We start from the raw sequence: 22,158 nt of genomic DNA on the forward strand, positions 1-22,158 counted from the left end.
GATTTGAGACCTGAGAATTTTCTCAACAAATATTCAATATTCAATATTTCAATAATAAATTCTTTATTCCTTTGGAGCGTATTTCCATTTAATGGAGCAGCCAACACTGGATTTCTGAGGTCCGGGTATTGGGCGGCTGCCTAAAAGTGCATCCAGAGCTTCCCGCAGTTCCCTGCCGTTTAAAGAATGTCCGTTGCCGGGTCGGGAGCTGTCCAGTTGCCCGTGATAGACCAGTTTTTGTTCCCCGTCAAAAAGGTAAAAATCGGGAGTGCATTCTGCTTTGTAATTCCGCGCTACTTCCTGTGTGCGGTCGTAGAGGTAAGGGAAAGTAAAATTGTGTTTTCGGGCGAACTGCCACATAAGGTCGGGATGATCTTCAGGATATTGGTCTACGTCGTTGCTGTTTATGGCTACAAACCCGAAGCCAAGAACCCTGTAATCATTCGCAACCCTCACAATTTCGTCTACCACATGCTTCACGTAAGGGCAGTGGTTGCATAAAAACATGATCACAGTGCCTCTTTCCCCCTCCACATCAACAAGAGAATACAGGTTTGCCGTGACAGCATCGGGCATTTCAAAATCTATGATCTGTGTGCCCAGTGGTAAAATATTTGAAGCAGTTTCGGCCATTTGTTCAGGTGCATTTATCTGCTGAAAATACAAATTTTTGGCTACATATTTTTAAAATTCCTATCTTGGTTCTACTTCAATAAGATTTTATGCGCACTTTAGATCAATGGTTTGACGAATATGCCGTAAGCCACCAGAATAAAACCAATCAGCTTATCCATTATGTTTGTGTGCCCGCAATTTTCTTTTCAATAGTGGGCCTGGTGATGAGTATTCCACCGGGACCTCTTACCGGAATATTCCCTATGTATATTCCATTTTTAGAAAACTGGGCAGTGGTGATTTTGATCCTGGTCCTGATATTCTACTTTAGGTTGTCACGAAGTATGGGGTTTAAAGTTCTTGCCTTCGCAGCATTGTGCATTGCAGGCAACTACTACATATCTCTTGTGGCGCCCTTATGGCTGGTCTCTTTAATTATTTTTGTAGTGGCCTGGATAGGGCAGTTCTACGGACATAAAGTGGAGGGCAAAAAACCTTCTTTTTTGAAAGACCTTCAGTTTTTGCTCATAGGCCCCGCATGGGTGATCAGGAAAATATTTGGGTAATTGAAGTTAAAATTTAGAAGTACGACGTTAGAAGTTTCTGAACCGGAATTTTGAATCTTGCCCCCGATGGCGCGTATTTAAAATCCGCGATGCGGATGAAAGCAGAAATGAACCACAAACCACAAACAACAAACCACAAAAAATGAACCACCTCTCCTGGAAAGATTTTGAAAAAGTAGAAATGCGGGTTGGAACTATTATTGAAGTTTCAGATTTTCCTGAAGCCAGAAATCCGGCGTACCAACTCAAGATCGATTTTGGACCTGAAATTGGGATCAGGAAATCTTCAGCTCAAATCACCAAACGCTATTCTAAAGAAGAGTTGCAGGATAGACAGATCATTGCCGTAGTCAATTTTCCGAAGAAACAGATCGCCAACTTTATGAGTGAATGCCTGGTGCTGGGATCTGTAGGTGCCAAAAATGACATTGTCCTGCTACAGCCCGGAGCCAAAGTTGAAAACGGACTAAGAGTAGGTTGATTTCATTCTGGTTTTTTAACTTTGCAGCGTGAAAACCTTAGCTGTCTTCTTTTCTCTCGTAGTGCTCGTCTTGAACGGCATACCGTGTTGTGCAGATGATTGCCGGGACGATATTGCTCAAGAACAAGAGGAGCGTGATTCTCACAGCAATGAACTTTGTTCTCCCTTTTTAAGTTGCGGTGCCTGTAATGCAGTAGTAGTACTTCAGGAAGAGCCCTCAAAAATACCTTTTTTGGAACCTGTGTTAGGGAGAGAGTATATTGAGGCAGAAGAAGCATTGATTTCAGAAATTACTTTCTGTATCTGGCAGCCCCCAAAGAATAGCTGAACAACTTCTCAGGGAATTCTTCCCAAAGCTATTTTTCAATATTAAAATTTCACAATGATTCAAAAGATATTTCTGCTGTTGGGCCTCGTTTTTATTGGCCTTACAGCAAACGCACAGAACGTGCTCAAAATAAAAGTTATTGATGCCGAAACCGATCAGCCTCTATATGGCGCCAATGCTTCGATAGTTGGTACTACTATTGGTGCCACGGCAAATGAAGAAGGGGTTATCACTTTAGAGAATATCCCTAATGGTATCCAGATAATAAAAATCAGTTACGTTGGTTTTGCCACTCAGGAACTAAGTCTGGAATTTCCTCTTGCTGAAGAAAAATTTATTCGCATTGAACTTGCTCCTGAAGGCGAACACATGGAAGAGGTGATCATCTCTGCCACCCGCTCCCGCCGCACCATTGCCGATCTTCCAACCCGTGTTGAGGTGATCTCGGGCGAGGAACTCGGTGAAAAAGGAAATATGAAACCGGGGGATATTAGAATGCTACTGAATGAAACCACCGGGATACAAACGCAGCAAACATCGGCTACTTCCTATAATTCCAGTATTCGCATCCAAGGTCTCGACGGAAAGTACACACAGTTGCTTAAAGACGGCTATCCCTTGTATTCCGGCTTTTCCGGCGGATTAAGTCTGCTCCAAATCGTGCCGCTAGACCTGCAACAGGTGGAAGTGGTGAAAGGTGCTTCTTCCACTTTATATGGAGGGGGAGCGATTGCGGGGCTTGTAAACCTGGTGTCCAAAACGCCGGGAGAGGAGCGGGAGATCAACTTCCTGCTTAACGGAACTTCTGCTCTCGGCCTAGATGTTAGCGGATTTTACTCCGATACCTTCGGAAAGTTTGGAACTACAATATTTGCTTCTTATAACTACAGCGACCCTTATGATCCTGCCGATATTGGCCTTACCGCAATTCCGGAAGTGAATAGGGTGACCATAAATCCGAAGCTGTTTTACTATCCTTCCAAAAATGCCACTTTAGAGCTGGGAGTGAACACGGTTATCGAGGAAAGAACAGGTGGGAATATGGCATTTTTGGAAGGTGACGATGTTGCAGATCCTTATTTTGAAAGGAACAACACCGAAAGGGTCACCACCCGCGCCGGCTATACACAACTATATAACAACGGCAATTCCCTGATGGTCAAAAACAGCTTCAGCTTTTTTGAGCGGAAGATAGAAATACCCGATTTTACTTTTTCGGGAGACCAGCTGGCCTCTTTCAGTGAAGTGGCTTATAACTTCGGAAGCACCAATCTTGAATGGGTAGCAGGATTAAATTTAGTTTCAGATAAATTCACTCAGGATCCTTTAGAGACTTCCGAAGTAGTAGATTACAACCACATCACCTACGGTGCATTTCTTCAGAATAACTGGCGCATCTCGAATAAGTTCAGCCTCGAAAGCGGATTGCGGACAGATTACCAGAACGAGTATGGCTGGTTTGTGCTGCCACGACTTTCGGCGCTCATCGAATTTTCGGATGCCTGGACCATGAGGCTGGGCGGCGGACTCGGTTATAAAACTCCGACTATCTTTACTGAAGATGCTGAAAGGATCCAGTTTCGAAATGTAAGGCCTATAAATGTTTCTGAAACTGAAGCCGAACGTTCCATTGGGGCAAATTTTGATATCAATTATCGCACAAAACTTTTCGAAGAAATAGATTTCAGCCTTAACACATTGTTCTTCTATACCCGTGTTAATGATCCAATTATGTTATCGGCTGCATTTTCTAACGGAATTAATCAGCATTATGTTTATACACAGCCTGATGGTTACCTCGACACCCAGGGTATAGAAGCGAATTTTAGATTCAAATATGGGAATTTTAAGCTATTCACAGGTTACACCCTTGCCGATGTGAATGAGCATTATTTTGGGGAGACCTATGAGGCGCCACTCGTTGCGCAACACCGGCTGAACAATGTTCTTGTTTATGAAATCCATGAGAAACTGGTAATAGGTCTGGAAGGATATTACTTCGGAAGACAAAAGCTGGAAGGCGGAATGACCGGGCAGGACTATTGGATCTTCGGGTTAATGACCGAAAAGAAATGGGAGAACTTTTCTCTGTTCCTCAATTTTGAGAATTTCAACGATACCCGGCAAACCCGTTTTGACGACATCTACACCGGATCAATTTCCGATCCACAGTTCCGGGACATCTATGCCCCAGTAGACGGATTTGTGATCAACGGTGGGATAAAAATTAATCTCTAATTGTTGCGGGTTTCGAGTTGCGAGATTCGGGATACGGGTTTTTGTTTAAGTGTAAACTTTGAATTTTAAACTTTGATCCTTGCTTCCATTAAACTTTCCTCGTAACATCCCCTCAACCGAAGGGTGGCCGCAGGCCTGGGTGGATAGTGTCTTCAAATCTAAAATTAAATATTTTCAGGATTATCTTCGCCCTTCTAAAATCGTATTTTTAATTTTGCTGTTATGGAAAACGATAGATTCGAAAAAAGACTGCATTACGCTTATATTTTAAGCATGATCACCATTGGCTATAATTTAGTCGAAGGTGGGGTGTCTACCTTTTTTGGAGCCAGTGATGAAACCCTCGCACTGTTCGGATTTGGACTGGACAGCTTTGTAGAGGTACTTTCGGGAGTGGGAATCACCCACATGATCTACAGAATGAAAAGGAATCCTGTGACAGAACGGGACGGTTTTGAAGTGACAGCATTAAAAAACTGCCTTGTACATTCTTGCCGCCGGACTTGTAGTGGGCGCTGTACTGGCCATCATCAACAAGTCTGAACCCGAAACCACTCTTGCCGGGATCATTGTTGCCGTACTTTCTATACTTACCATGTATTTTTTATACCGTGAAAAAATAAAAGTAGGAGAGGAGCTGGAGAGTCAGCCAATCATTTCAGACGCTAAATGCACAAAAACCTGTTTTTACCTTTCTTTCATTCTACTTGCCTCCAGCCTTCTTTATGAGCTGTGGCAGATTCCCTATGTCGATGCCCTGGGAAGTCTTGGTATTGCCTGGTATGCCTGGAAAGAAGGAAAGGAAGCCTTTGAAAATGCAAAATCGAAGAGTTTGAGCTGTAGTAGTGATTGTTGTTAATAGTATTGAGTACAGAGAATTGAGTAGTTAGTCTCTGGCAATCTTGGGCTAAAGCCTTTGCTCATTGGAATTTTATAAACTACTGCCTAAAGTCAGTGGCAATTCCAAATTTTGATTAGGATAGTCTATCCATAAATAGCCTCCGGCTTTAGCCGGAGGTAAAAATTAAGGCCGCTAAGGGCTTTAACCAAAAACAAGGGTTGCAAAAATGGCATTTTGCAACCCTGTGTTTATTTATTATCTCAATACTCAGTACTAACTACTTAATACTAATTTACATTTCATCCCCAAAGAACACCGCATTCATCAACAGTTTATTGGTTCCATACCAAAAGGCCCGGAAGTTAGTGTTGTCTGTAAACAAAATGACATTTCCTCTTCCCAGTGACTTGTGTTTGAAGGGAACAGTTCCCGGTAGAAGTTCCAGGTTTTCCTCACTAACATATCCGCTTAACAGGGACTTTTCGGTGTAGATGATCGGATTTTTGTATGAAGTGGAATCGGCTTCTACGAACAGGGTGGTGTCTCTAAAAAGTGCGATTTTATCATCTTTATAACCAAAGTTGATTGGGTGGGAGCGATCCTGTTTTGCTTCAAAAATAGCACCGCCAATACCTTGCGCGCCTCTAAAATCCTGTCGCTGCTCAAAAGTGACATTTTTGGCCTGCACTTCATTCTCTTTGAATTCCAGATCAAGGAATTCATTTTTATCTAGCCAGGTTGCTGCATTTTTGTAACCTATCAAAGTCCCGCTATTACGGACCCATTCTTTCAGCTTTTCAGCATCTTCCTGGTTTAATGCATTGCCCCAGGAGTTGGAAAGTATGATATCGGTATAGCGGCTGAGATTGGTGCGGGAGAAATTTTTAAGATCGAGTTTGGTGATCTTCATGTCATACCGCTGGTCAAAAAGGTGCCAGATCTCTCCTGCATCGTATGGAGTAATGCCTTCGCCTACCAAAATGGCCACCTTTTGTGGCTCAAGGGCTCTAAACTGGTTGCTCCCAAGGTTTATTCCTCCTGTGAGGCCGGTATTGGCCGCCGAAATGTCAACATGAGCATCTTTAGCTACTTTTATCAGGAATTCGTAGATCTCATCGGCATCCATCTCCTGGTTTTGAGCCGGAACCATGATGGTGCCGTAATCATAATTTTTGCTTCCCAGCTGAAAAGGCTGCATGGCCACTTTTGCGCGTAATCCTTTATTCAATATTTGATTGAGGGCATTAGGAGCTTCATAAGCATGCCATTCCATGAGGTAGGCATACTCGCTCTTTTCGGGGAGAGTTAGTTGTGGTCTTGTAAGGCTGTCTATTCTTTGGCCCGGAACATTCATTTTGGCTTCATCTGTGAAGTCGAGGTTAAATGCCAGTGGGAAAGACCAGGCCGATATATCATAGAAAAGGCTGTCTTCAAATGTAGTTCTTCGTTCAAACATGGCTTTTAAAAGCCTTTGCTGTTTCTGCTTTTTTGGCACCACATAACTGCTCTGGGGTTTGAAAGTGTTCCCGTCTTTGCTGAATTCTTCCTGCAGTTCATGCACTTCTACTTTGTGGCGTATCAGGATTTCGGCTAAATGATAGGCTGAAGAGGCATCTTTGCTGTTTCCGAAGACATACGCTCCTTTTTCGGCTTCCCTGCGGGCGTTCTGGTAAAAGTCGCGTTGGTAATCAAGTAGCTTTACCCGCATTTCTTTGGCAGCTTTTAATGTGGAAAGCGCAGCAGTGAACTGGTTGCGGATGGTAAAGGGAAAAGTCAGGATCCCGTTATCGGTTTCCTGCGCATGTCCGCGCGAACTTCCCTGTTCAAAAAGGATTCCGACGCTTCCCTGTATATCCGGGAAAGTAGAGCCTTTTCCGTAGTAGAAATCGTCGTAATTCTCTTCGGTATAATAAAGGGATCCAATATTATCAAGGGCTGCAGCGTGGTAGGTTCCAATTTCTTTTGTGAGTTCCTGGTTGAGGTTTGGGGTAAGGGGGTGGGTCCTGGAAGGAATTCCCGGCTGGAAAAAGAAAGAAGAATTCGATCCCATTTCGTGATGATCGGTAAGAACGTTGGGATACCAGTTGTGGAAGGTCTTTATCCTCGCCCTGCTTTCGGGGAGTTGCACCGGCAGCCAGTCCCTGTTCATGTCAAACCAGTAGTGGTTGGTGCGGCCGCCGGGCCAGGTTTCGTTGTATTCCCGGTCTTGCGGATCGGGGTTTATGTTTGCACTTTTATTGGTGTTTACCCACGACGCGAATCTTTGCAGCCCATCGGGGTTAAAAACCGGATCGAAAAGGATGACGGTGTTCTTCAGTAATTCTTCAATTTCAGGTCCTTCGGCAGCGGCCAGGTAATATGCGGCTAAAATTGCTGCGTTTGCACCACTGGCTTCATTTCCGTGGATGGAAAAACCCTGATTTACGACCACGGGCATTTCAGAAGTATTGATATTTTCTGAACCAGGTTCAGTCAACGCCACATGTTGTTGACGAATTTCCTCGAGCTTGTTATGATTTTCTTCCGAAGTAATTGTGAGCAGCACCAGAGGCCTTTTTTCATAGGTAAAGCCTCTGTTTTCGATACTTATTCGTGGGGAGGTATTTGCCAGGAAATACATGTAGATCAAAACCTGGTCATGACTGGCATGCCACTCACCGGGAACGAAATCGAGCACGTCCTGTGGTGTGGGGATAGCAGGGTTATAAGTAACATCTTGTGGCAGGTAGTAAGAGAGATCCAGTTCTTCCTGTGCAGAGAGCTGTAAATTCAATAGAAATAACAGGGCAACAATAAAGGTTCTCATAAATGACATTTTTGGCACTACAATATAAAAAAACCGTCCAGGGTTTGCCTGGACGGTTTCAAATAGCGTGTATTTTTAACTAAATATCGTCGAAACTTATATCAGTAAAAGCAGCGGCAGATGGAGCACCGGCGGTTTCAACCTTTTGTTGCTCATCTTCTTCATATTCTTTCTTAAAGTTCTTTTGATGGCGTTCGCTAATCACTTCTTCCCCTTTTTCATCAAGAATAAAGTCGGTCATCTCCTGCAGGATCTCATTAAAACCGGCGAAATCTTCTTTGTAAAGGTAGATCTTGTGCTTTTTGTAGTGGAAAGATCCGTCTTCATTGGTGAATTTTTTGCTCTCGGTAATCGTCAGGTAGTAATCGTTTGCCTTAGTCGCCCTAACATCAAAGAAATAGGTGCGTCTTCCGGCTCTCAAGACCTTGGAAAAAATCTCTTCTTTTTCAATCGTTCCATTGTCGCTCATAATCAAAATATCTTTTACGGTTTGTAAATCATAGGTTCAAAAATCTAAAAAAAATTAACATTCCGCAACAAATTTTTACATTTCTTTTTCACTCAGTTGTTTTAAATAGAGCTCGCGATAATAACCTTCAGCCTCAATGAGTTGCTGGTGAGAACCGCGTTGGGTGATCTCGCCGTCTTCGAGGATGATGATCTTATCGGCATTTTTGACCGAAGAGATTCTATGGCTTACGATAATTGTGGTCTTCTTTTTACTGATTTTAAAGAGGTTATTGAGTATTTCTTCTTCTGTCTCTGTGTCTACTGCGGAAAGGGAATCGTCAAAAAGAAGGATTTTTGGATCGTGAACAATGGCCCGGGCGATAGAAACGCGCTGTTTTTGCCCGCCCGAAAGGGTGATTCCGCGTTCACCCAGAACGGTGTCGTAACCTTTGCTGAAGCCTTCAATATTCTTGTGAACGGCGGCATTTTTAGCAGCTGCTATGATCTCTTCTTCAGTAGCATCGGCCTTACCAAATTTGATGTTGCTCCTTATTGAATCACTAAACAAAAAGGCATCCTGCGGCACATAACCAATGCTTTTTCGTAGCTCCTTGAGGTTCATGGTCTCTATGTTTTTTCCGTCTATGGTGATCTCGCCTTTTTCTACGTCATAGAGGCGACCAATAAGCTCCAGGATTGTAGATTTACCCGATCCGGTTTTTCCGATTATAGCAAGGGTTTCTCCACTTTCCACCTCAAAAGTGACATTTTTGAGAGCTGTGATGTGGGTGTCTTCATAGGTGAAAGTGACATTTTTAAAGGCAATGGCACCCTGCACGTCTTCGGGTTCATGAGACGGGTTTTGTATTTGTGGTTCCTCGTTCAAAAATTCATTGATCCTTTTTTGAGAAGCTGCGGCCTGTTGTACAATAGAGGTTACCCATCCCACGGTGGCAACGGGCCAGGTAAGCATATTCACGTAAAGTAAAAATTCTACGATCACTCCCAGCTCTTCAATTTCACCATTAATGAATTTTTTACCCCCTACATAGATCACAAGAATATTACTGGCGCCTATAAGAAGAACCATTAGTGGAAAGAAAAATGCCTGCACTTTTACCAGGTCAATGTTCTTTTCTTTATTCTCGTTTGAGAGGGTGACAAATGAGCTGTTCGTTTGAGGTTCGAGTCCGTAAGATTTTATTACTGAAATTCCGCTGAAGCTTTCCTGCGTAAAGGTGTTGAGCTTTGATAGATACTGCTGTACAATGGTGCTACGTTTGTTAATGGCAACACTTAGCTTGTAGATGGCAAAAGAAAGTATGGGCAGCGGGGTAATAACATACAAGGTAAGTTCGGGGGCCTGCAGGAACATGTAGGGAATCACCACAATGAAAAGGATCCCGGTTTGTACACTGTACATAAATGCGGGGCCGGCATACATTCTCACTTTGGAGACGTCTTCACTTATCCTGTTCATAAGATCACCCGTGCGATTCTTTTTGTAAAAATTGAGGGAAAGGTCCTGGTACTTTCTGTAAACCTCATTCTTCAGGTCGTATTCAATATGCCTGGAGACCACAATAATGGCCTGCCTCATGAGGAAAGTGAATAATGCAGCCATTAAGGTTGCCCCCAGAATAAGAAGAATGTTGTTCATGAGCTCGGTACGCAATACAGCTTCCGAAGTAATATCGCCATTCACATATTCTTCAATGGCAGTAGTAGATTCCCCAATAAAGCGGGGGGTGAGAATGGCAAAGACACGCGCCAGGATGGTGATAAAGATCCCAACGATGAGGTGCCATTTGTATTTGTAAAAGTATTTATTTAAATGTTTCAGTTCTTTCATAGGGCTGCACCGGCTGAATTTTCATTTTTACATTTTTGTTGAAGAACAAGGTTGCTAAAATGAAATATTATTTATTTTTGCTGCGAAATATTTCGAATAATGAAATTCATTCTAAATTACTAAACTAATGAAAGTGGATGTTCTAAAGGCAAATGAACTTAAAAAAGCCGCTCCGGTCTTTGGGCAGCTTTCCTTTGATGACCATGAACAAGTGGTTTTTTGCAACGACAAAGATACAGGTTTAAAGGCAATAATTGGAATTCACAATACAGTTTTGGGCCCTGCCCTTGGTGGCACCCGTATGTGGAATTACAGCAGTGAATGGGAAGCTCTTAATGATGTACTTCGTCTTTCGCGAGGCATGACCTTTAAAAGTGCGGTTACCGGGTTAAACCTTGGTGGCGGTAAAGCTGTGATTATTGGAGATGCTAAAACAGAGAAGACTCCCGAGTTAATGCGAAAGTTTGGAGAGTTTGTAAATTCTTTAGGCGGAAAATACATCACTGCCGAAGATGTGGGTATGGAAACTGCCGATATGGATACCGTACGCGAGGTGACGCCTTATGTTACAGGTATTTCTGAATCTAAAGGTGGTGCCGGTAATCCTTCTCCTGTAACGGCTTATGGCGTTTACATGGGGATGAAAGCTGCGGCAAAGTTTCGATATGGATCTGATGATCTACAGGGAAGAACTGTTCTTGTACAGGGAATAGGCCACGTGGGTGAAGCCTTGGTTGATTATCTTGCCAAAGAAGGTGCAAATGTGGTTATAAGTGATATTAATCAGCAGAAATTGACTGAAGTTCGGGACCGCTATAACGCAACCATCTATGGTGGCGATGATGTGTATGCTGCAGACGTTGATATCTACGCCCCCTGTGCCCTGGGAGCTACAATAAACGACCAGACTATTGACAGGTTCAAGGCCTCAATTATTGCAGGAGCTGCTAATAACCAATTGGCCAGTGATGTAAAACACGGGCATATTCTTAGGGAAAAAGGGATAGTATATGCGCCCGATTTTCTTATCAATGCCGGTGGTATCATAAATGTTTATGCTGAACTGGAAGGCTACGGAAGAAAAGAGATCATGGAGAAGACGCAGAACATCTACAATACGACGCTTGAGATCCTTAATGCGGCTGAAGCTGAAGGAATATCTACCCATGAAGCTGCCCTTAAGGTGGCACAACAAAGAATCACCGACAGAAAAAATCGCAAATAAGCCACGGGATTTTTTAATTTAATAGTATTTTTGCCGGGCGAAAGGGAAAAACCTTTCGCCCTAATTTTTTAAAGTTCTTTTACAGCTATGTTGACCAGAAGACATATCAGGGTTAAAGTAATGCAGTCTCTGTACGCCTATTCCCAGAGTGAAAATGATAACCTGAAGGCAGAGGAGAAATTCCTGCTCAAGAGTATGGATGAGATGTATGATCTATATCTTTTACTGCTAGATTTAATCGTCGAAATTAAAGATCATGCCGAGGATTACCTTGAAAAATCCCAGCAAAAACATTTGCCTTCTGAAGAAGATGTAGATCCCAACCGCAAGTTCGTCAACAATGAGTTGATCGCGCAGCTTAAGCAAAACAGGTCGCTGAACATAGAGCTGGAAACCCGCAAGCTGAATAACTGGAAGAATGATGATGAGTACGTAGAAATCCTGTGGGCCGAGATTAGAAACAGTGATCGCTACAGAGAGTACATGACTACCCGTACTTCAAGTTTCAGAGAAGACAAAGAATTTGTAATTGCCATCTTTAGAGAGATCATTGCTCCCAACGAAAAACTTTACGATTACCTCGAAGATAAGAAGATCACGTGGGTAGATGATTTACCACTGGTGAATACAGCTATTGTAAAGATGTTGCAGAAGGCATCAGAAGGTAAAGATCAGTCCTTAACCAGACTTTTTAAAAGTTCAGATGATAAGGACTATGCCGTAGAGCTTTTCAGAAAAACTTTGCTTAATGATAGCAGCCTGGCTCAGGAAATGGAGGGGAAAACCCCCAACTGGGACAAGGAAAGGATTGCCGATTTAGATACCATTCTCATCAAAATGGCGATCTGTGAATTTCTGAAATTTCCATCTATTCCTGTTAAGGTTACTATTAACGAATATTTAGAGGTTGCTAAAGAATACAGTACCCCTAAAAGCAGTATTTTTATTAACGGGGTACTTGACAAACTCTCTAAAGAGTATAGTGATAATAACAAGCTTAATAAAATGGGGAGAGGCCTTATGTAGTCTTTCAAATTTTCTTAATTTTATCCACTTTAACCATAAATTGTAAATCATGAAAAAAGGAATTTTATTACTGGCATTGATTGCTGCGTTTAATTTTACTTCCTGTAAAGACAATGCAGCCGAAAAGGTACAGGCAGAGAACGTAGAAGAAGCAGCACTACGTGATTCACAGGATGTAGTCTATCCTCAACTTAGTTTCAAAAATACAGAACACGATTTTGGAACTATTGCACAGGGCACCAATGTAGAGCATACCTTTACATTTACCAACACCGGGAAAGCCCCACTTGTTATCACTAATGCTTCCAGCTCTTGTGGATGTACAGTGCCTACCTGGACAAAAGAACCTATTGCTCCGGGAGAAACAGGAGAAATGGTAGTGAAGTTTAACGGTAGCGGACAAAACCAGGTTACCAAAACAGTAAATATTACAGCTAATACCGAAACCGGGAAAGAGCAAATTAAAATTAAAGCTTTTGTAGAGCCTAAGGCCCAGTCTTAAGCAAAAATAAGAGCAACAATACCACCCTATGGATCAATTAGCCCAGTTTGCCCCAATTATTTTAATGTTTATCGTGGTGTATTTTTTTATGATACGCCCTCAAATGAACCGTGCCAAGAAAGAAAAACAATTCTCCTCCGAAATTAAAAGAGGGGACAGGGTTGTTACAAAAAGCGGGATGCACGGTAAAATAGTTGATTTTAGCGATAAACTCAATGCAGTAATTATAGAAACCGGAGCCGGAAAAATCACTTTTGACAGATCTTCCATTTCAATGGAAATGAGCCAGAAGTTAAACGAACCGGTGAAGGAAACAAAATAGTTCCTTTAAGGAATTAATTAAAGAAGGTCTTGCGCAGCTGCGCAAGACCTTCTTTGTTGGAACAAACTCAACAATTGATTCCTGTTCTTCGTCCTTAGGGTGGATGGGCTAAAAGAGCTTGCTTAGTAGGACGTATGAAGCGAAGAGGCAAAAATAGCTGTGTTGTAGTTTAATACAGATTAGATCTCACCCTCCAAAAATGTCATTTTTCAATGGTATTTTGGAACTAGATGGCGGGTATCATTTTCAGGATAAACATGAGCCTTCAGGAGGTGCTGAAATAAACTACTCTGAAAGTGGCAGGAACAAAAAAGCTGTCTTAAGAACTACGCAATGTTATTGTGAATGAGGATTCAGCTTAACGAAAAATAGTGTCTTAAGACAGCCTAATATTAAATTTTCGCGAGTACTATGCCTGCGAAGCCGTATCTTCAATGGCAGCTTTTTCCTGTGCTTTACGTTCTTCCAGGAATTCCTCCAGACTCTTTCCGTAGAGGGAACTTTTTACTTCAGGAGTAAGAGATTTATAAATAGTGTCCAGGTATTTTATGTTGGCATCATAGACTTCAGAAATAGCAAGATAAGGTGCTATTTCAAGATCTTTATTATTTAGGGCAAAGTTCACGGTAAAAAGATATCTCCTTCTTAGCAGCTTATCATATTCAGCATTGGCCGAGTCGAGTGACTGGGCGTTCTCTTCCTGTTGGGCTGTTATACTTTGCTGGATAAGTTCAAGGTTGCGCGTGTTGAACCTGTTCATCATAGATTGGTACTCCAAAAGTTTCTTTTGATTCTCAGACCCTTCTACTATGGCATCGTTTTCAAATTTCTTAAGAGTAGTGTTGATGATCATTTCTCCTGGTTCAGCAAAAAACATCACCCGGTCATCATAAATATTATTATCTTTTTTGTTGAGGTACAGGTACAGGATTTGCGGACTCTCAATAGAGGCTTCAAAAGAGAAGGTCTCATTTCCCTTTACAACTACAGAGTCAATGTTCACAAGACTGGTGTCTTCAACTTTTTGTAAATAGAGGGTTCCTTTCTTAAGTCCCTGGACTTTTCCTGTAATCTTTAGGTTTTTTTCTTCAGAAGAACAGGCCGCCAATAAAAGGGTGGCAAGCACTAATAATACTGTTTTTTTCATTTAAATTATGTGTAAAAAAGTGTGCGTAAATATCCTAAAAAAATCTTTTTAATCTTAGCTTCCGGCTGCAATCTGCATTAAAATTGTACTCAAAATAGCGCCGTAAGTTCCCACTACATATCCAAACACAGCCAGCAATACCCCAACAGTGGCCAGTGAAGGATGAAAGGCTGCAGCAACAACCGGTGCAGATGCCGCCCCGCCCACGTTTGCCTGGCTTCCCACAGCAAGGAAGAAGTAGGGGGCTTTAATGAGTTTGGCCACAAGAATAAGTAAACCGGCATGAATCCCCATCCAGATAAGTCCTATCCCAATAAGTCCTGGGTTATCAAAGACCATGGTGAGGTCCATTTTCATACCAATGGTAGCTACGAGAAAATATATAAAAACACTTCCCAGCTTACTGGCCCCGGCACCTTCATATTCTTTCGCCCTTGTAAAAGAAAGAAAGATTCCTACTGCAGTTGCAATAGAGATCATCCAGAAAAAGGAAGATGCAAAAGAAGATAATGCTGATTTATTATCCCGGAAAGCTTCAAAATTAGAAGAAAGGAAAGCCGAAATACCATCGGCACTCCAGTGAGCAAAGCCAACAGCACCAAAAGCAAGGGCGAGCATGATCATAAGATCTGCAAGGGAAGGATTGCGGTTAACACTTTCGGCATAAGCGGTAACTTTTTTCTTCAGGTCTTGTATAGCCGAATTATCTGCACGAAGCCATTCATCAATCCTGTCACTTTTGCCAATTCCCATGAGGAGAATCGCCATCCATAGATTGGCAACTACGATGTCTACCAGCACCATTCCGCCGTAAAGATCGGGGTTGTACTCAAAGATCTCAAGCATGGCAGCCTGGTTGGCACCACCACCAATCCAGCTTCCTGCAAGGGTTGAGAGGCCTCTCCAAACTGCATCGGGGCCCACACCTCCCACAGTTTCGGGCGAGAAGGTAGAGATGATAAGAATAGCAATAGGTCCGCCAATAATGATCCCAATGGTTCCTGTGAAAAACATGATGAGCGCTTTGGGCCCCAGGTTGAATATGGCTTTAAGATCTATACTCAAGGTCATTAATACCAGCGATGCGGGTAGCAAATAACGACTGGCTACAAAGTACAGGTTTGAAGTCTCATCAGAAATTATGTTCAGGGAGTTTAAGATTGCCGGAATGAGGTAACACATCAACAGCGCCGGTACTACTTTGTAGAATTTATACCAGAAACCTTCTTTTTTGGAAGAAGTGAAGAATACGAAACCAAGGGCTAGCATTAGTAGTCCTAATACGATAGCATCATTGGTAAAAAGGGGAAGATTGTCCATAAATTGCCTTTAAAAAGCGGCAAAATACGACATTTAGAAGTGTCTTAAAAATTAGTTAAGCTTAAAGAGCTGTTGTAAACTTTTGGCTACCCCATCTTCAGTATTGTGGTGAGTTACCTGCCTGGCAATTTTTAAAATTTCGGGCCTTGCATTTCCTACTGCAATTCCCATTCCTGCAGCCTCAAGCATGTCAAAATCATTATAATTATCACCAAAAGCGACGGTTTCTTCCATTTCGTAATGAAAATGATGCTTCAGCAGGTATTTTACAGCCGTAAGTTTAGAAACTTCCTTGTTTGTCACTTCCAGATAAGTGTCTTTAGAACGGTACAGGTGTAATTGATTCTTATACCTCTCAAAAAGGTGCTTTTCAACAGCATTTATTTTTTCTGCTGTGCCCATACACATAATTTTATGAGCCCCTGTTTCGCTGGGTTTCCAATCTTGAAGTACCTCGTGTGTGGGTTTAACCTGCGGAGTTACGCGGGTATTGTTTTCTTCTCTTTTGGCCCATTCATCCATTTGAGGTACATACCAGTCTTTGTCATTGTAGAGGCTGAGATGACAATTTAAACTGCTGTTGAAGTAATGTAGGTCATCTATAATGCTCCACGGAATTTCTTTAGACTGCACAGGTTGCCCTTCTATATACATCAAAGCGCCGTTATAGCAAATAAGCGGTTGGTGAGAAATATTTAGCTCTTCCTGAAGGTGTGTCATTGCCTGGGGCATTCTGGAAGAAATAAGCACCACGGGCAGCTCTTTAGGGAGTTGACCAAAGACTTCTAAGGTGAGCTGTGATAGTTGCCGGTCTTTATTTAGAAGCGTACCGTCAATATCTGAAAATATAATTTTATACTTCATTTTGTAGATTGGAAGAGGGGCATAAAGCCAAAGATGTATCTTCCGTAAAGGTAGCATTTCGGGCTTTTCTTTACAAGCCTGTTCAAAAATGGCAAATTGAGGCAGGATTTTTGAAGATGCTCCAAATAATGGTTGCCTTTTTCTATATTTACGCACCCAAAAATTCAACTTTATATGAAAATTTATTTACTTGTTACAGCCTTTCTTTTTACCAGCTTTACTTTTGCGTCAGATAGTGATTGGGGTAGAACGGGGCATAGAGCTACGGGTGAAGTAGCCGAACAACATTTATCCAAAAAAGCGAAGGCTAAGGTGCGGGAGCTCCTTGATGGTATGAACCTGGCTTTTGTATCTACTTTTGGAGATGATATTAAGAGTGATCCGGCTTACCGTAAATACAGTCCGTGGCATTATGTAAATCTTGAACCCGGTGAGACAGCATATTCTGAAGAGAAAGCGAATCCTGATGGTGACCTGGTACATGGAATAAATACTGCTATTTCAGTTTTAAAAGATAAGAATGCCTCTAAGGAAGAAAAGGAACTCCACCTGAAGTTGCTCGTGCATTGGTTAGGAGATTTACACCAGCCTATGCATGCCGGGCGTGGTGAAGATAAAGGTGGAAACGATATACAGGTAAGATGGTTTGGAAGTGGTTCAAACCTTCACCGGGTGTGGGATAGTGAAATGATCAACGACTTTGATATGAGCTATACCGAACTTGCCCACAATACAGATAAGCTCTCAAAAGAAGAAATCCAAAGAATCCAAAAAGGTTCTGTACTTGACTGGATGTATGAATCAAAACAACTTGCCAATAGAGTTTACGACTCGGTTGAAGTAGGCGAAAAACTTGGATATAAGTATATGTATGAGTGGTTCCCTGTAGTTCATGATCAGGTTCAAAAAGGCGGAATTAGACTTGCCGCAATCCTGAACGAGATATATAAATAATACTTTGCCACCGTAAAAGGAAACTGCCTTAAAAGCTATTTCGATGCATCAGGATCATTCTGAGTTTAAAAACTCGATAAATGCTGATGTGAACACGTTACAGACGTTGAAAGAAGTTGGCTTTTAAGGCAGTTTTTTTGATTATCAGTATTTACTTTTGAGAAGCATTAACAATATTTTTATAAGTTTTAATAAAACTTTAAAATTTATTGCATAAGATGCTAAAAATAAATAATTTGGCTTTCCCCATTTTATAGAACTTAACATGTCGCAGCATTGAACTCAAAATTCGTTTCTCTTTGTTTCCCAGTATGGGTGTCGGCCTTAAGCCTTGCTCAAACTGAAGAAGAGATTTCGGGTGACAGTATCCGGAAATTACTGGATATGTCTACCGGGGCTATGTATGAATACGAGTATAGCAAAGCCATTGACTATTCTCTTCGCTTAATACAGCTGGCAGAGAAAAAAGAAGACTACTACAATCTTTATCACGGTTACAACAACCTCGGGATCACTTATGATGAGTTGCTGGACACCATACGGGCCCGCAAGAGCTATGAAAAAGCTTTAGGGTATGCCGAGCTTGTTAATAACGATACTCTTTTATGGTGGGCCTATAATAACCTGGGTAATATTTTCACTTCTAATAAGGAAACGATCGAGCAGGGGTTTGCCTATTACGATAAAGCCATAGAAGCCGCTTCACACCTCAATGACCCCGATAGCAGGGCTACGCCTTTACTCAACAAGGGATGGACGTACCTGGACCTTAAGAGGTATGATGAAGCATACCCGTACCTGTTGAAGGTAGAAAAGATCATTAAAGATTTTGAAGACCCTTTTATTCATACACAGTTAGCTTCGCTTTTTGGGATTTACCATGCCGGTACAAATAATTATGAAAAATCCAGGAAGTACTTCGAGGAGGCTATAAAGATCGCCGAGAAAGACTCTCTTATTCTTGATGCTGTTACTGCTTATGACGGGTACGCCAAAGTTCTCTTCAAAAATGGCGAATATGAAGAGGCTTACAGGGCACTCGAAAAATATGTGGAATATGATGCATTGCTGTACGAAAAGGAAAAACTGAAGCAAATGGAAGCCTCCCAGGCTCGTTTTGAAACTCAGCAATACCGCGAGAACCTGGAAACTGCTGAAAGAGAACAGCTCTACAAGGATCAGGTAATTGAGAAATCTGAACAGATTTCTGCAATTATGCTCATTTCACTTACCCTAATGCTTCTGTTTATTCTACTCCTTATCAGAAATAACAAGTCAAGGAAGAAGCTGATTCATCAGCTAAAAGAAAACAATAAAGAACTGCTTTCAGCAAAAGAAAAGGCTGAACATTTATCCCATTTAAAAAGCAGGTTTTTCTCTACTGTGAGCCATGAACTTAGAACGCCACTTTATGGGGTGGTGGGCCTAACATCTCTCTTACTGGAAGATAACAACAATAAAAAATTGGAGGGTGATCTTAAGTCTCTCAAATTCTCTGCCGATTACCTGCTGGCCTTAATTAATGATGTCTTGCAGATGAACAAGATGGAATCCCGCCTGGTTTCCCTGGAGAACACGCCTTTCAACATTCATGGTTTGATGAAGGGGATTGTGAAATCTTTTGAATTTACGCGGCATCAGAATTCCAATACTGTAGAATTACAGATTAGTGATAATATTCCGCGTACGCTAATTGGTGACTCGGTGCGTCTTTCTCAAATCATCATGAATCTTGTTGGTAATGCAGTTAAATTTACGGAACGCGGAAAGGTTTGGATAAAAGCCAACTGCATAAGCTGTGAGAATGGAAAATGTCTTATTTATTTTGAAGTTGGTGATACAGGAATGGGAATTCCTGAAAATAAGCAACAGGAAATATTTGAAGAATTCTCTCAATTAAAAGCAAATAACTATAACTATCAGGGTACAGGGCTGGGGCTTCCTATTGTAAGAAATTTGCTAAAATTGTTCAATTCTGAGATTCACCTTAAAAGTGAGGAAGGTAAAGGCTCTGTCTTTAGTTTTGAGATTCTTTTTGAAAAATCTGAAACAGAGGAAGCTGTTACGCAATCTGGCGATTTGGAAATATCTGAAGAAAGTGTGCTAAAAAAGGCACTTATTGTAGATGATAACCGAATTAATCAGGTAGTTACCCGGAGGATCCTTGAAAAACGGGATTTTGAATGTAAAGTTGCCGGAGATGGTTATGAGGCAATAGCACTTTTAAAGAAAGAAGATTTCGGACTGGTCTTGATGGATGTCAATATGCCGGGCCTAAGCGGGATGGAAACCACCCGGCTTATTCGGAAATTTAATCCCGAGGTTCCTGTTATTGCTTTAACAGCAGTAGAAATACAGGAGATGCGTGAAGAAATCCTTAATTCCGGAATGAGCGACATTATTGTAAAGCCTTATGACATTCCTACCTTCTTTAGTACAATCTATAGAAACCTGAAGGTTGCAGTAAACGCTGATGAGGAATAATTAATAATCTATTTTCCCGGAGTCTCAAAAATGTCATTTTTGAGTAACATTTTTGGTGCTGGTACTAAATAAAAAAACCGCTTTCCTGGTGACAGGAAAGCGGTTTTTGATTGGTAAGCTTATTAGCTCTATTTGATCATATCAAAGCTGCGCTTAATAAAGGAAGTCAATTCTTCCCCTTTCAGGAGGTTTTGTGAAAGCCTGGCCAAATCAAGGGATTGTTTGATCAATCGCTCTTGTTTTTTCTCAGTTTTCGTATTCAGAATTTCTCCAATAAGAGAGTGGTTGGTGTTTACCACAAGATTATACATCTCGGGCATATTTCCCATTCCAAACATTCCGCCGCCACCTGTTTGCTGCATTTCTTTCATGCGTCGCATAAATTCTGGCTGGGTGATGATAAGCGGAGCTGCGTTGCTGTCCAGGGCCTCAAGTTGTACCGTGTACTTCTCTTTTGGAACTACCTTCTCAAAATCGGCTTTTAGCTTTTCTTTTTCTTCTTCGTTTAATTTTGAGATCTTCTCTTCATCTTTTTTGATGAGGTTGTCAATATGATCGGAATCTACACGAACAAAAGATACTTTTTCATCTCCCATTTCCAGCTTTTGTAGCAGGTGAGATACAATTGGAGAATCTAACAACAGTACCTCGTAACCTTTCTCTTTGGCTGTTTCAATGTAACTATGCTGTGCATCCTGGTTTGAAGCATAGAGAATTACCTTGTTACCATCCTTGTCGGTTTGGTTGTCTTTGATCTTCTCAATGAATTCTTCAAAAGTGAAATATTTGTCGTCTACCGTTGGGTAAAGAGCAAAATCTTTGGCTTTTTCAAAGAATTTATCTTCTGAAAGCATTCCGTATTCAATGACGATCTTGATATCATTCCATTTTTTCTCAAAATCTTCTCTATTGTTGTTGAACAGAGACTTCAGCTTATCTGCAACCTTACGGGTAATGTAGCTGGAGATCTTCTTAACGGCACCATCGGCCTGTAAGTATGAACGGGAAACGTTCAGTGGAATATCAGGAGAATCAATAACCCCGCGAAGCATAGTCAGGAATTCAGGAACAATACCTTCAACATTATCGGTTACAAATACCTGGTTTTGGTAAAGCTGAATTTTGTCCTTCTGTATGTTCATGTCTTGTGACATCTTTGGGAAATACAGAATTCCGGTGAGGTTGAAAGGGTAATCAACATTGAGGTGAATATGGAACAAAGGCTCCTCAAACTGCATAGGATACAGTTCGCGGTAGAAGTCCTTATAATCTTTATCCTCAAGATCTGTTGGCTGCTTGGTCCAGGCAGGATTAGTATTATTGATAATATTATCTACTGTCCTGGTTTCGGGTTTTGCATCTTCAGGCGCATCTTCAGGAAGATCAAGTGTTTCTTCGCGGGTTCCAAATTTAATTGGGATTGGCATGAACTTGTTGTACTTCACAAGCAGCTCTTCAATCCTGTTCTCCTCAAGAAATTCTTTATCATCTTCATTAATATGAAGAATAATATCTGTACCGTGTTCTTTCTTTTCGGTTTCTTCGAGGGTGAACTCGGTAGTACCTTCGCATACCCAGTGCGCTGCAGGCTCATCTTTGTAAGACTTGGTGATGATCTCTACCTTATTGGCCACCATAAAGGCCGAATAGAACCCAAGACCAAAGTGACCAATGATCCCACTGTCTTTTGCGCTGTCCTTATATTTTTCAAGGAATTCTTCGGCACCTGAAAAAGCTACCTGGTTGATGTATTTTTCAACCTCTTCTTTGGTCATCCCAACTCCCTGGTCGCTAATAATGAGTTGCTTTTTTTCCTTGTCTATCTTTACTTCAATAACAGGGTTGCCATATTCAACCTTAGCCTCTCCAATAGCAGTAAGATGCTTCAATTTGAGAGTGGCATCTGTGGCGTTAGAGATCAATTCGCGTAAAAAGATCTCATGATCACTGTATAGAAACTTCTTAATTAAAGGAAAGATGTTTTCTACAGATACATTAATGTTTCCGGTTGCCATATATTTTGGTTTATTTAATTTTTAGATTCTCCCAGAGAGGTCAAAAAAAGTACCCAACTCAACTTCGCTGACAAACTGGCAGCAGAGTAATTTTTCCACTTGTCTTCCGACTAAAATTACGT

20 protein-coding genes are annotated in these 22,158 nt (G+C 41.5%); 12 read left to right on the forward strand and 8 right to left on the reverse strand.

From position 1 onward, the window contains the following. Nucleotides 1-63: 63 nt before the first annotated feature. A complete protein-coding gene (locus V5739_RS12930; protein WP_423820479.1) occupies nt 64-633 on the reverse strand; it encodes a thioredoxin family protein in 570 nt (189 codons plus the stop codon). An 89-nt stretch (nt 634-722) separates the two neighbouring features. On the opposite strand from V5739_RS12930, the gene V5739_RS12935 reads away from it, so the two are divergent. The 6 genes from V5739_RS12935 to V5739_RS12960 all read left to right on the forward strand — a co-directional run bounded on the left by V5739_RS12935 (nt 723) and on the right by V5739_RS12960 (nt 5,087). Beyond that, nucleotides 723-1,181, forward strand: coding sequence for a DUF962 domain-containing protein (locus V5739_RS12935; protein ID WP_423818495.1), 459 nt, complete (start codon nt 723-725; stop codon nt 1,179-1,181). Nucleotides 1,182-1,323: 142 nt separating this feature from the next. Beyond that, nucleotides 1,324-1,662 carry a tRNA-binding protein gene (locus tag V5739_RS12940; RefSeq protein WP_345598065.1) on the forward strand — a complete coding sequence of 113 codons (339 nt, stop codon included), beginning with the start codon at nt 1,324-1,326 and terminating at the stop codon, nt 1,660-1,662. Between the two features lie 28 nt (nt 1,663-1,690). Continuing rightward, nucleotides 1,691-1,990 (forward strand): DUF6660 family protein, encoded by a 300-nt coding sequence (locus tag V5739_RS12945; protein WP_423818496.1) that lies wholly within the window; start codon nt 1,691-1,693, stop codon nt 1,988-1,990. Nucleotides 1,991-2,044: 54 nt separating this feature from the next. Beyond that, on the forward strand, nt 2,045-4,228 hold the full coding sequence (locus V5739_RS12950) for a TonB-dependent receptor (RefSeq protein WP_423818497.1): 2,184 nt from the start codon (nt 2,045-2,047) through the stop codon (nt 4,226-4,228). Between the two features lie 222 nt (nt 4,229-4,450). Then, on the forward strand, nt 4,451-4,771 hold the full coding sequence (locus V5739_RS12955) for a hypothetical protein (protein ID WP_423818498.1): 321 nt from the start codon (nt 4,451-4,453) through the stop codon (nt 4,769-4,771). Beyond that, complete coding sequence (locus tag V5739_RS12960; protein WP_423818499.1) at nt 4,710-5,087, forward strand: cation transporter; 378 nt, start codon at nt 4,710-4,712, stop codon at nt 5,085-5,087. Before V5739_RS12955 ends, V5739_RS12960 begins: the two co-directional genes overlap by 62 nt. 274 nt (nt 5,088-5,361) lie before the next feature. Here the strand turns inward: V5739_RS12960 and V5739_RS12965 are convergent, their stop codons facing one another. From V5739_RS12965 to V5739_RS12975, 3 genes are all read right to left on the reverse strand, one after another. Next, complete coding sequence (locus V5739_RS12965; protein ID WP_423818500.1) at nt 5,362-7,875, reverse strand: M14 family zinc carboxypeptidase; 2,514 nt, start codon at nt 7,873-7,875, stop codon at nt 5,362-5,364. A 79-nt stretch (nt 7,876-7,954) separates the two neighbouring features. Continuing rightward, a complete protein-coding gene (locus V5739_RS12970) occupies nt 7,955-8,344 on the reverse strand; it encodes a PUR family DNA/RNA-binding protein (RefSeq protein WP_423818501.1) in 390 nt (129 codons plus the stop codon). Between the two features lie 75 nt (nt 8,345-8,419). Further along, nucleotides 8,420-10,177: an ABC transporter ATP-binding protein gene (locus V5739_RS12975; RefSeq protein ID WP_423818502.1), complete on the reverse strand. Its 1,758-nt coding sequence runs from the start codon at nt 10,175-10,177 to the stop codon at nt 8,420-8,422. Nucleotides 10,178-10,304: 127 nt separating this feature from the next. Between V5739_RS12975 and V5739_RS12980 the strand changes: the two genes are divergently transcribed. From V5739_RS12980 to yajC, 4 genes are all read left to right on the forward strand, one after another. After that, nucleotides 10,305-11,402 carry a Glu/Leu/Phe/Val family dehydrogenase gene (locus V5739_RS12980; RefSeq protein ID WP_423818503.1) on the forward strand — a complete coding sequence of 366 codons (1,098 nt, stop codon included), beginning with the start codon at nt 10,305-10,307 and terminating at the stop codon, nt 11,400-11,402. 87 nt (nt 11,403-11,489) lie between these two features. Further along, nucleotides 11,490-12,428 (forward strand): transcription antitermination protein NusB, encoded by a 939-nt coding sequence (locus V5739_RS12985; RefSeq protein ID WP_423818504.1) that lies wholly within the window; start codon nt 11,490-11,492, stop codon nt 12,426-12,428. A gap of 49 nt (nt 12,429-12,477) precedes the next feature. Further along, a complete protein-coding gene (locus V5739_RS12990) occupies nt 12,478-12,930 on the forward strand; it encodes a DUF1573 domain-containing protein (protein ID WP_423818505.1) in 453 nt (150 codons plus the stop codon). 28 nt (nt 12,931-12,958) lie between these two features. After that, nucleotides 12,959-13,252: a preprotein translocase subunit YajC gene (gene yajC / locus V5739_RS12995; RefSeq protein ID WP_345598080.1), complete on the forward strand. Its 294-nt coding sequence runs from the start codon at nt 12,959-12,961 to the stop codon at nt 13,250-13,252. A gap of 409 nt (nt 13,253-13,661) precedes the next feature. Here the strand turns inward: yajC and V5739_RS13000 are convergent, their stop codons facing one another. Genes V5739_RS13000 through V5739_RS13010 form a run of 3 tightly spaced genes read right to left on the reverse strand, consistent with a single transcriptional unit; the run spans nt 13,662 to nt 16,583 of the window. Continuing rightward, nucleotides 13,662-14,399: a DUF4369 domain-containing protein gene (locus V5739_RS13000; protein WP_423818506.1), complete on the reverse strand. Its 738-nt coding sequence runs from the start codon at nt 14,397-14,399 to the stop codon at nt 13,662-13,664. A 54-nt stretch (nt 14,400-14,453) separates the two neighbouring features. Beyond that, nucleotides 14,454-15,719, reverse strand: coding sequence for a DUF819 domain-containing protein (locus V5739_RS13005; protein ID WP_345598084.1), 1,266 nt, complete (start codon nt 15,717-15,719; stop codon nt 14,454-14,456). Nucleotides 15,720-15,770: 51 nt separating this feature from the next. Further along, entirely contained in the window at nt 15,771-16,583 is an 813-nt protein-coding gene (locus tag V5739_RS13010) for an HAD family hydrolase (RefSeq protein ID WP_423818507.1), read from the reverse strand. A 174-nt stretch (nt 16,584-16,757) separates the two neighbouring features. Between V5739_RS13010 and V5739_RS13015 the strand changes: the two genes are divergently transcribed. Next, nucleotides 16,758-17,537, forward strand: a complete 780-nt coding sequence (locus V5739_RS13015; protein ID WP_423818508.1) for a S1/P1 nuclease — start codon at nt 16,758-16,760, stop codon at nt 17,535-17,537. 276 nt (nt 17,538-17,813) lie between these two features. Continuing rightward, nucleotides 17,814-20,021, forward strand: coding sequence for a response regulator (locus tag V5739_RS13020; protein WP_423818509.1), 2,208 nt, complete (start codon nt 17,814-17,816; stop codon nt 20,019-20,021). A gap of 128 nt (nt 20,022-20,149) precedes the next feature. On the opposite strand, the gene htpG is transcribed toward V5739_RS13020, so the two are convergent. Then, nucleotides 20,150-22,036 carry a molecular chaperone HtpG gene (gene htpG / locus V5739_RS13025; protein WP_423818510.1) on the reverse strand — a complete coding sequence of 629 codons (1,887 nt, stop codon included), beginning with the start codon at nt 22,034-22,036 and terminating at the stop codon, nt 20,150-20,152. Between the last annotated feature and the right edge of the window lie 122 nt (nt 22,037-22,158).

Origin of the sequence: Salinimicrobium sp. TIG7-5_MAKvit, assembly GCF_049569215.1 — a bacterium.
Taxonomy (GTDB): domain Bacteria; phylum Bacteroidota; class Bacteroidia; order Flavobacteriales; family Flavobacteriaceae; genus Salinimicrobium; species Salinimicrobium profundisediminis.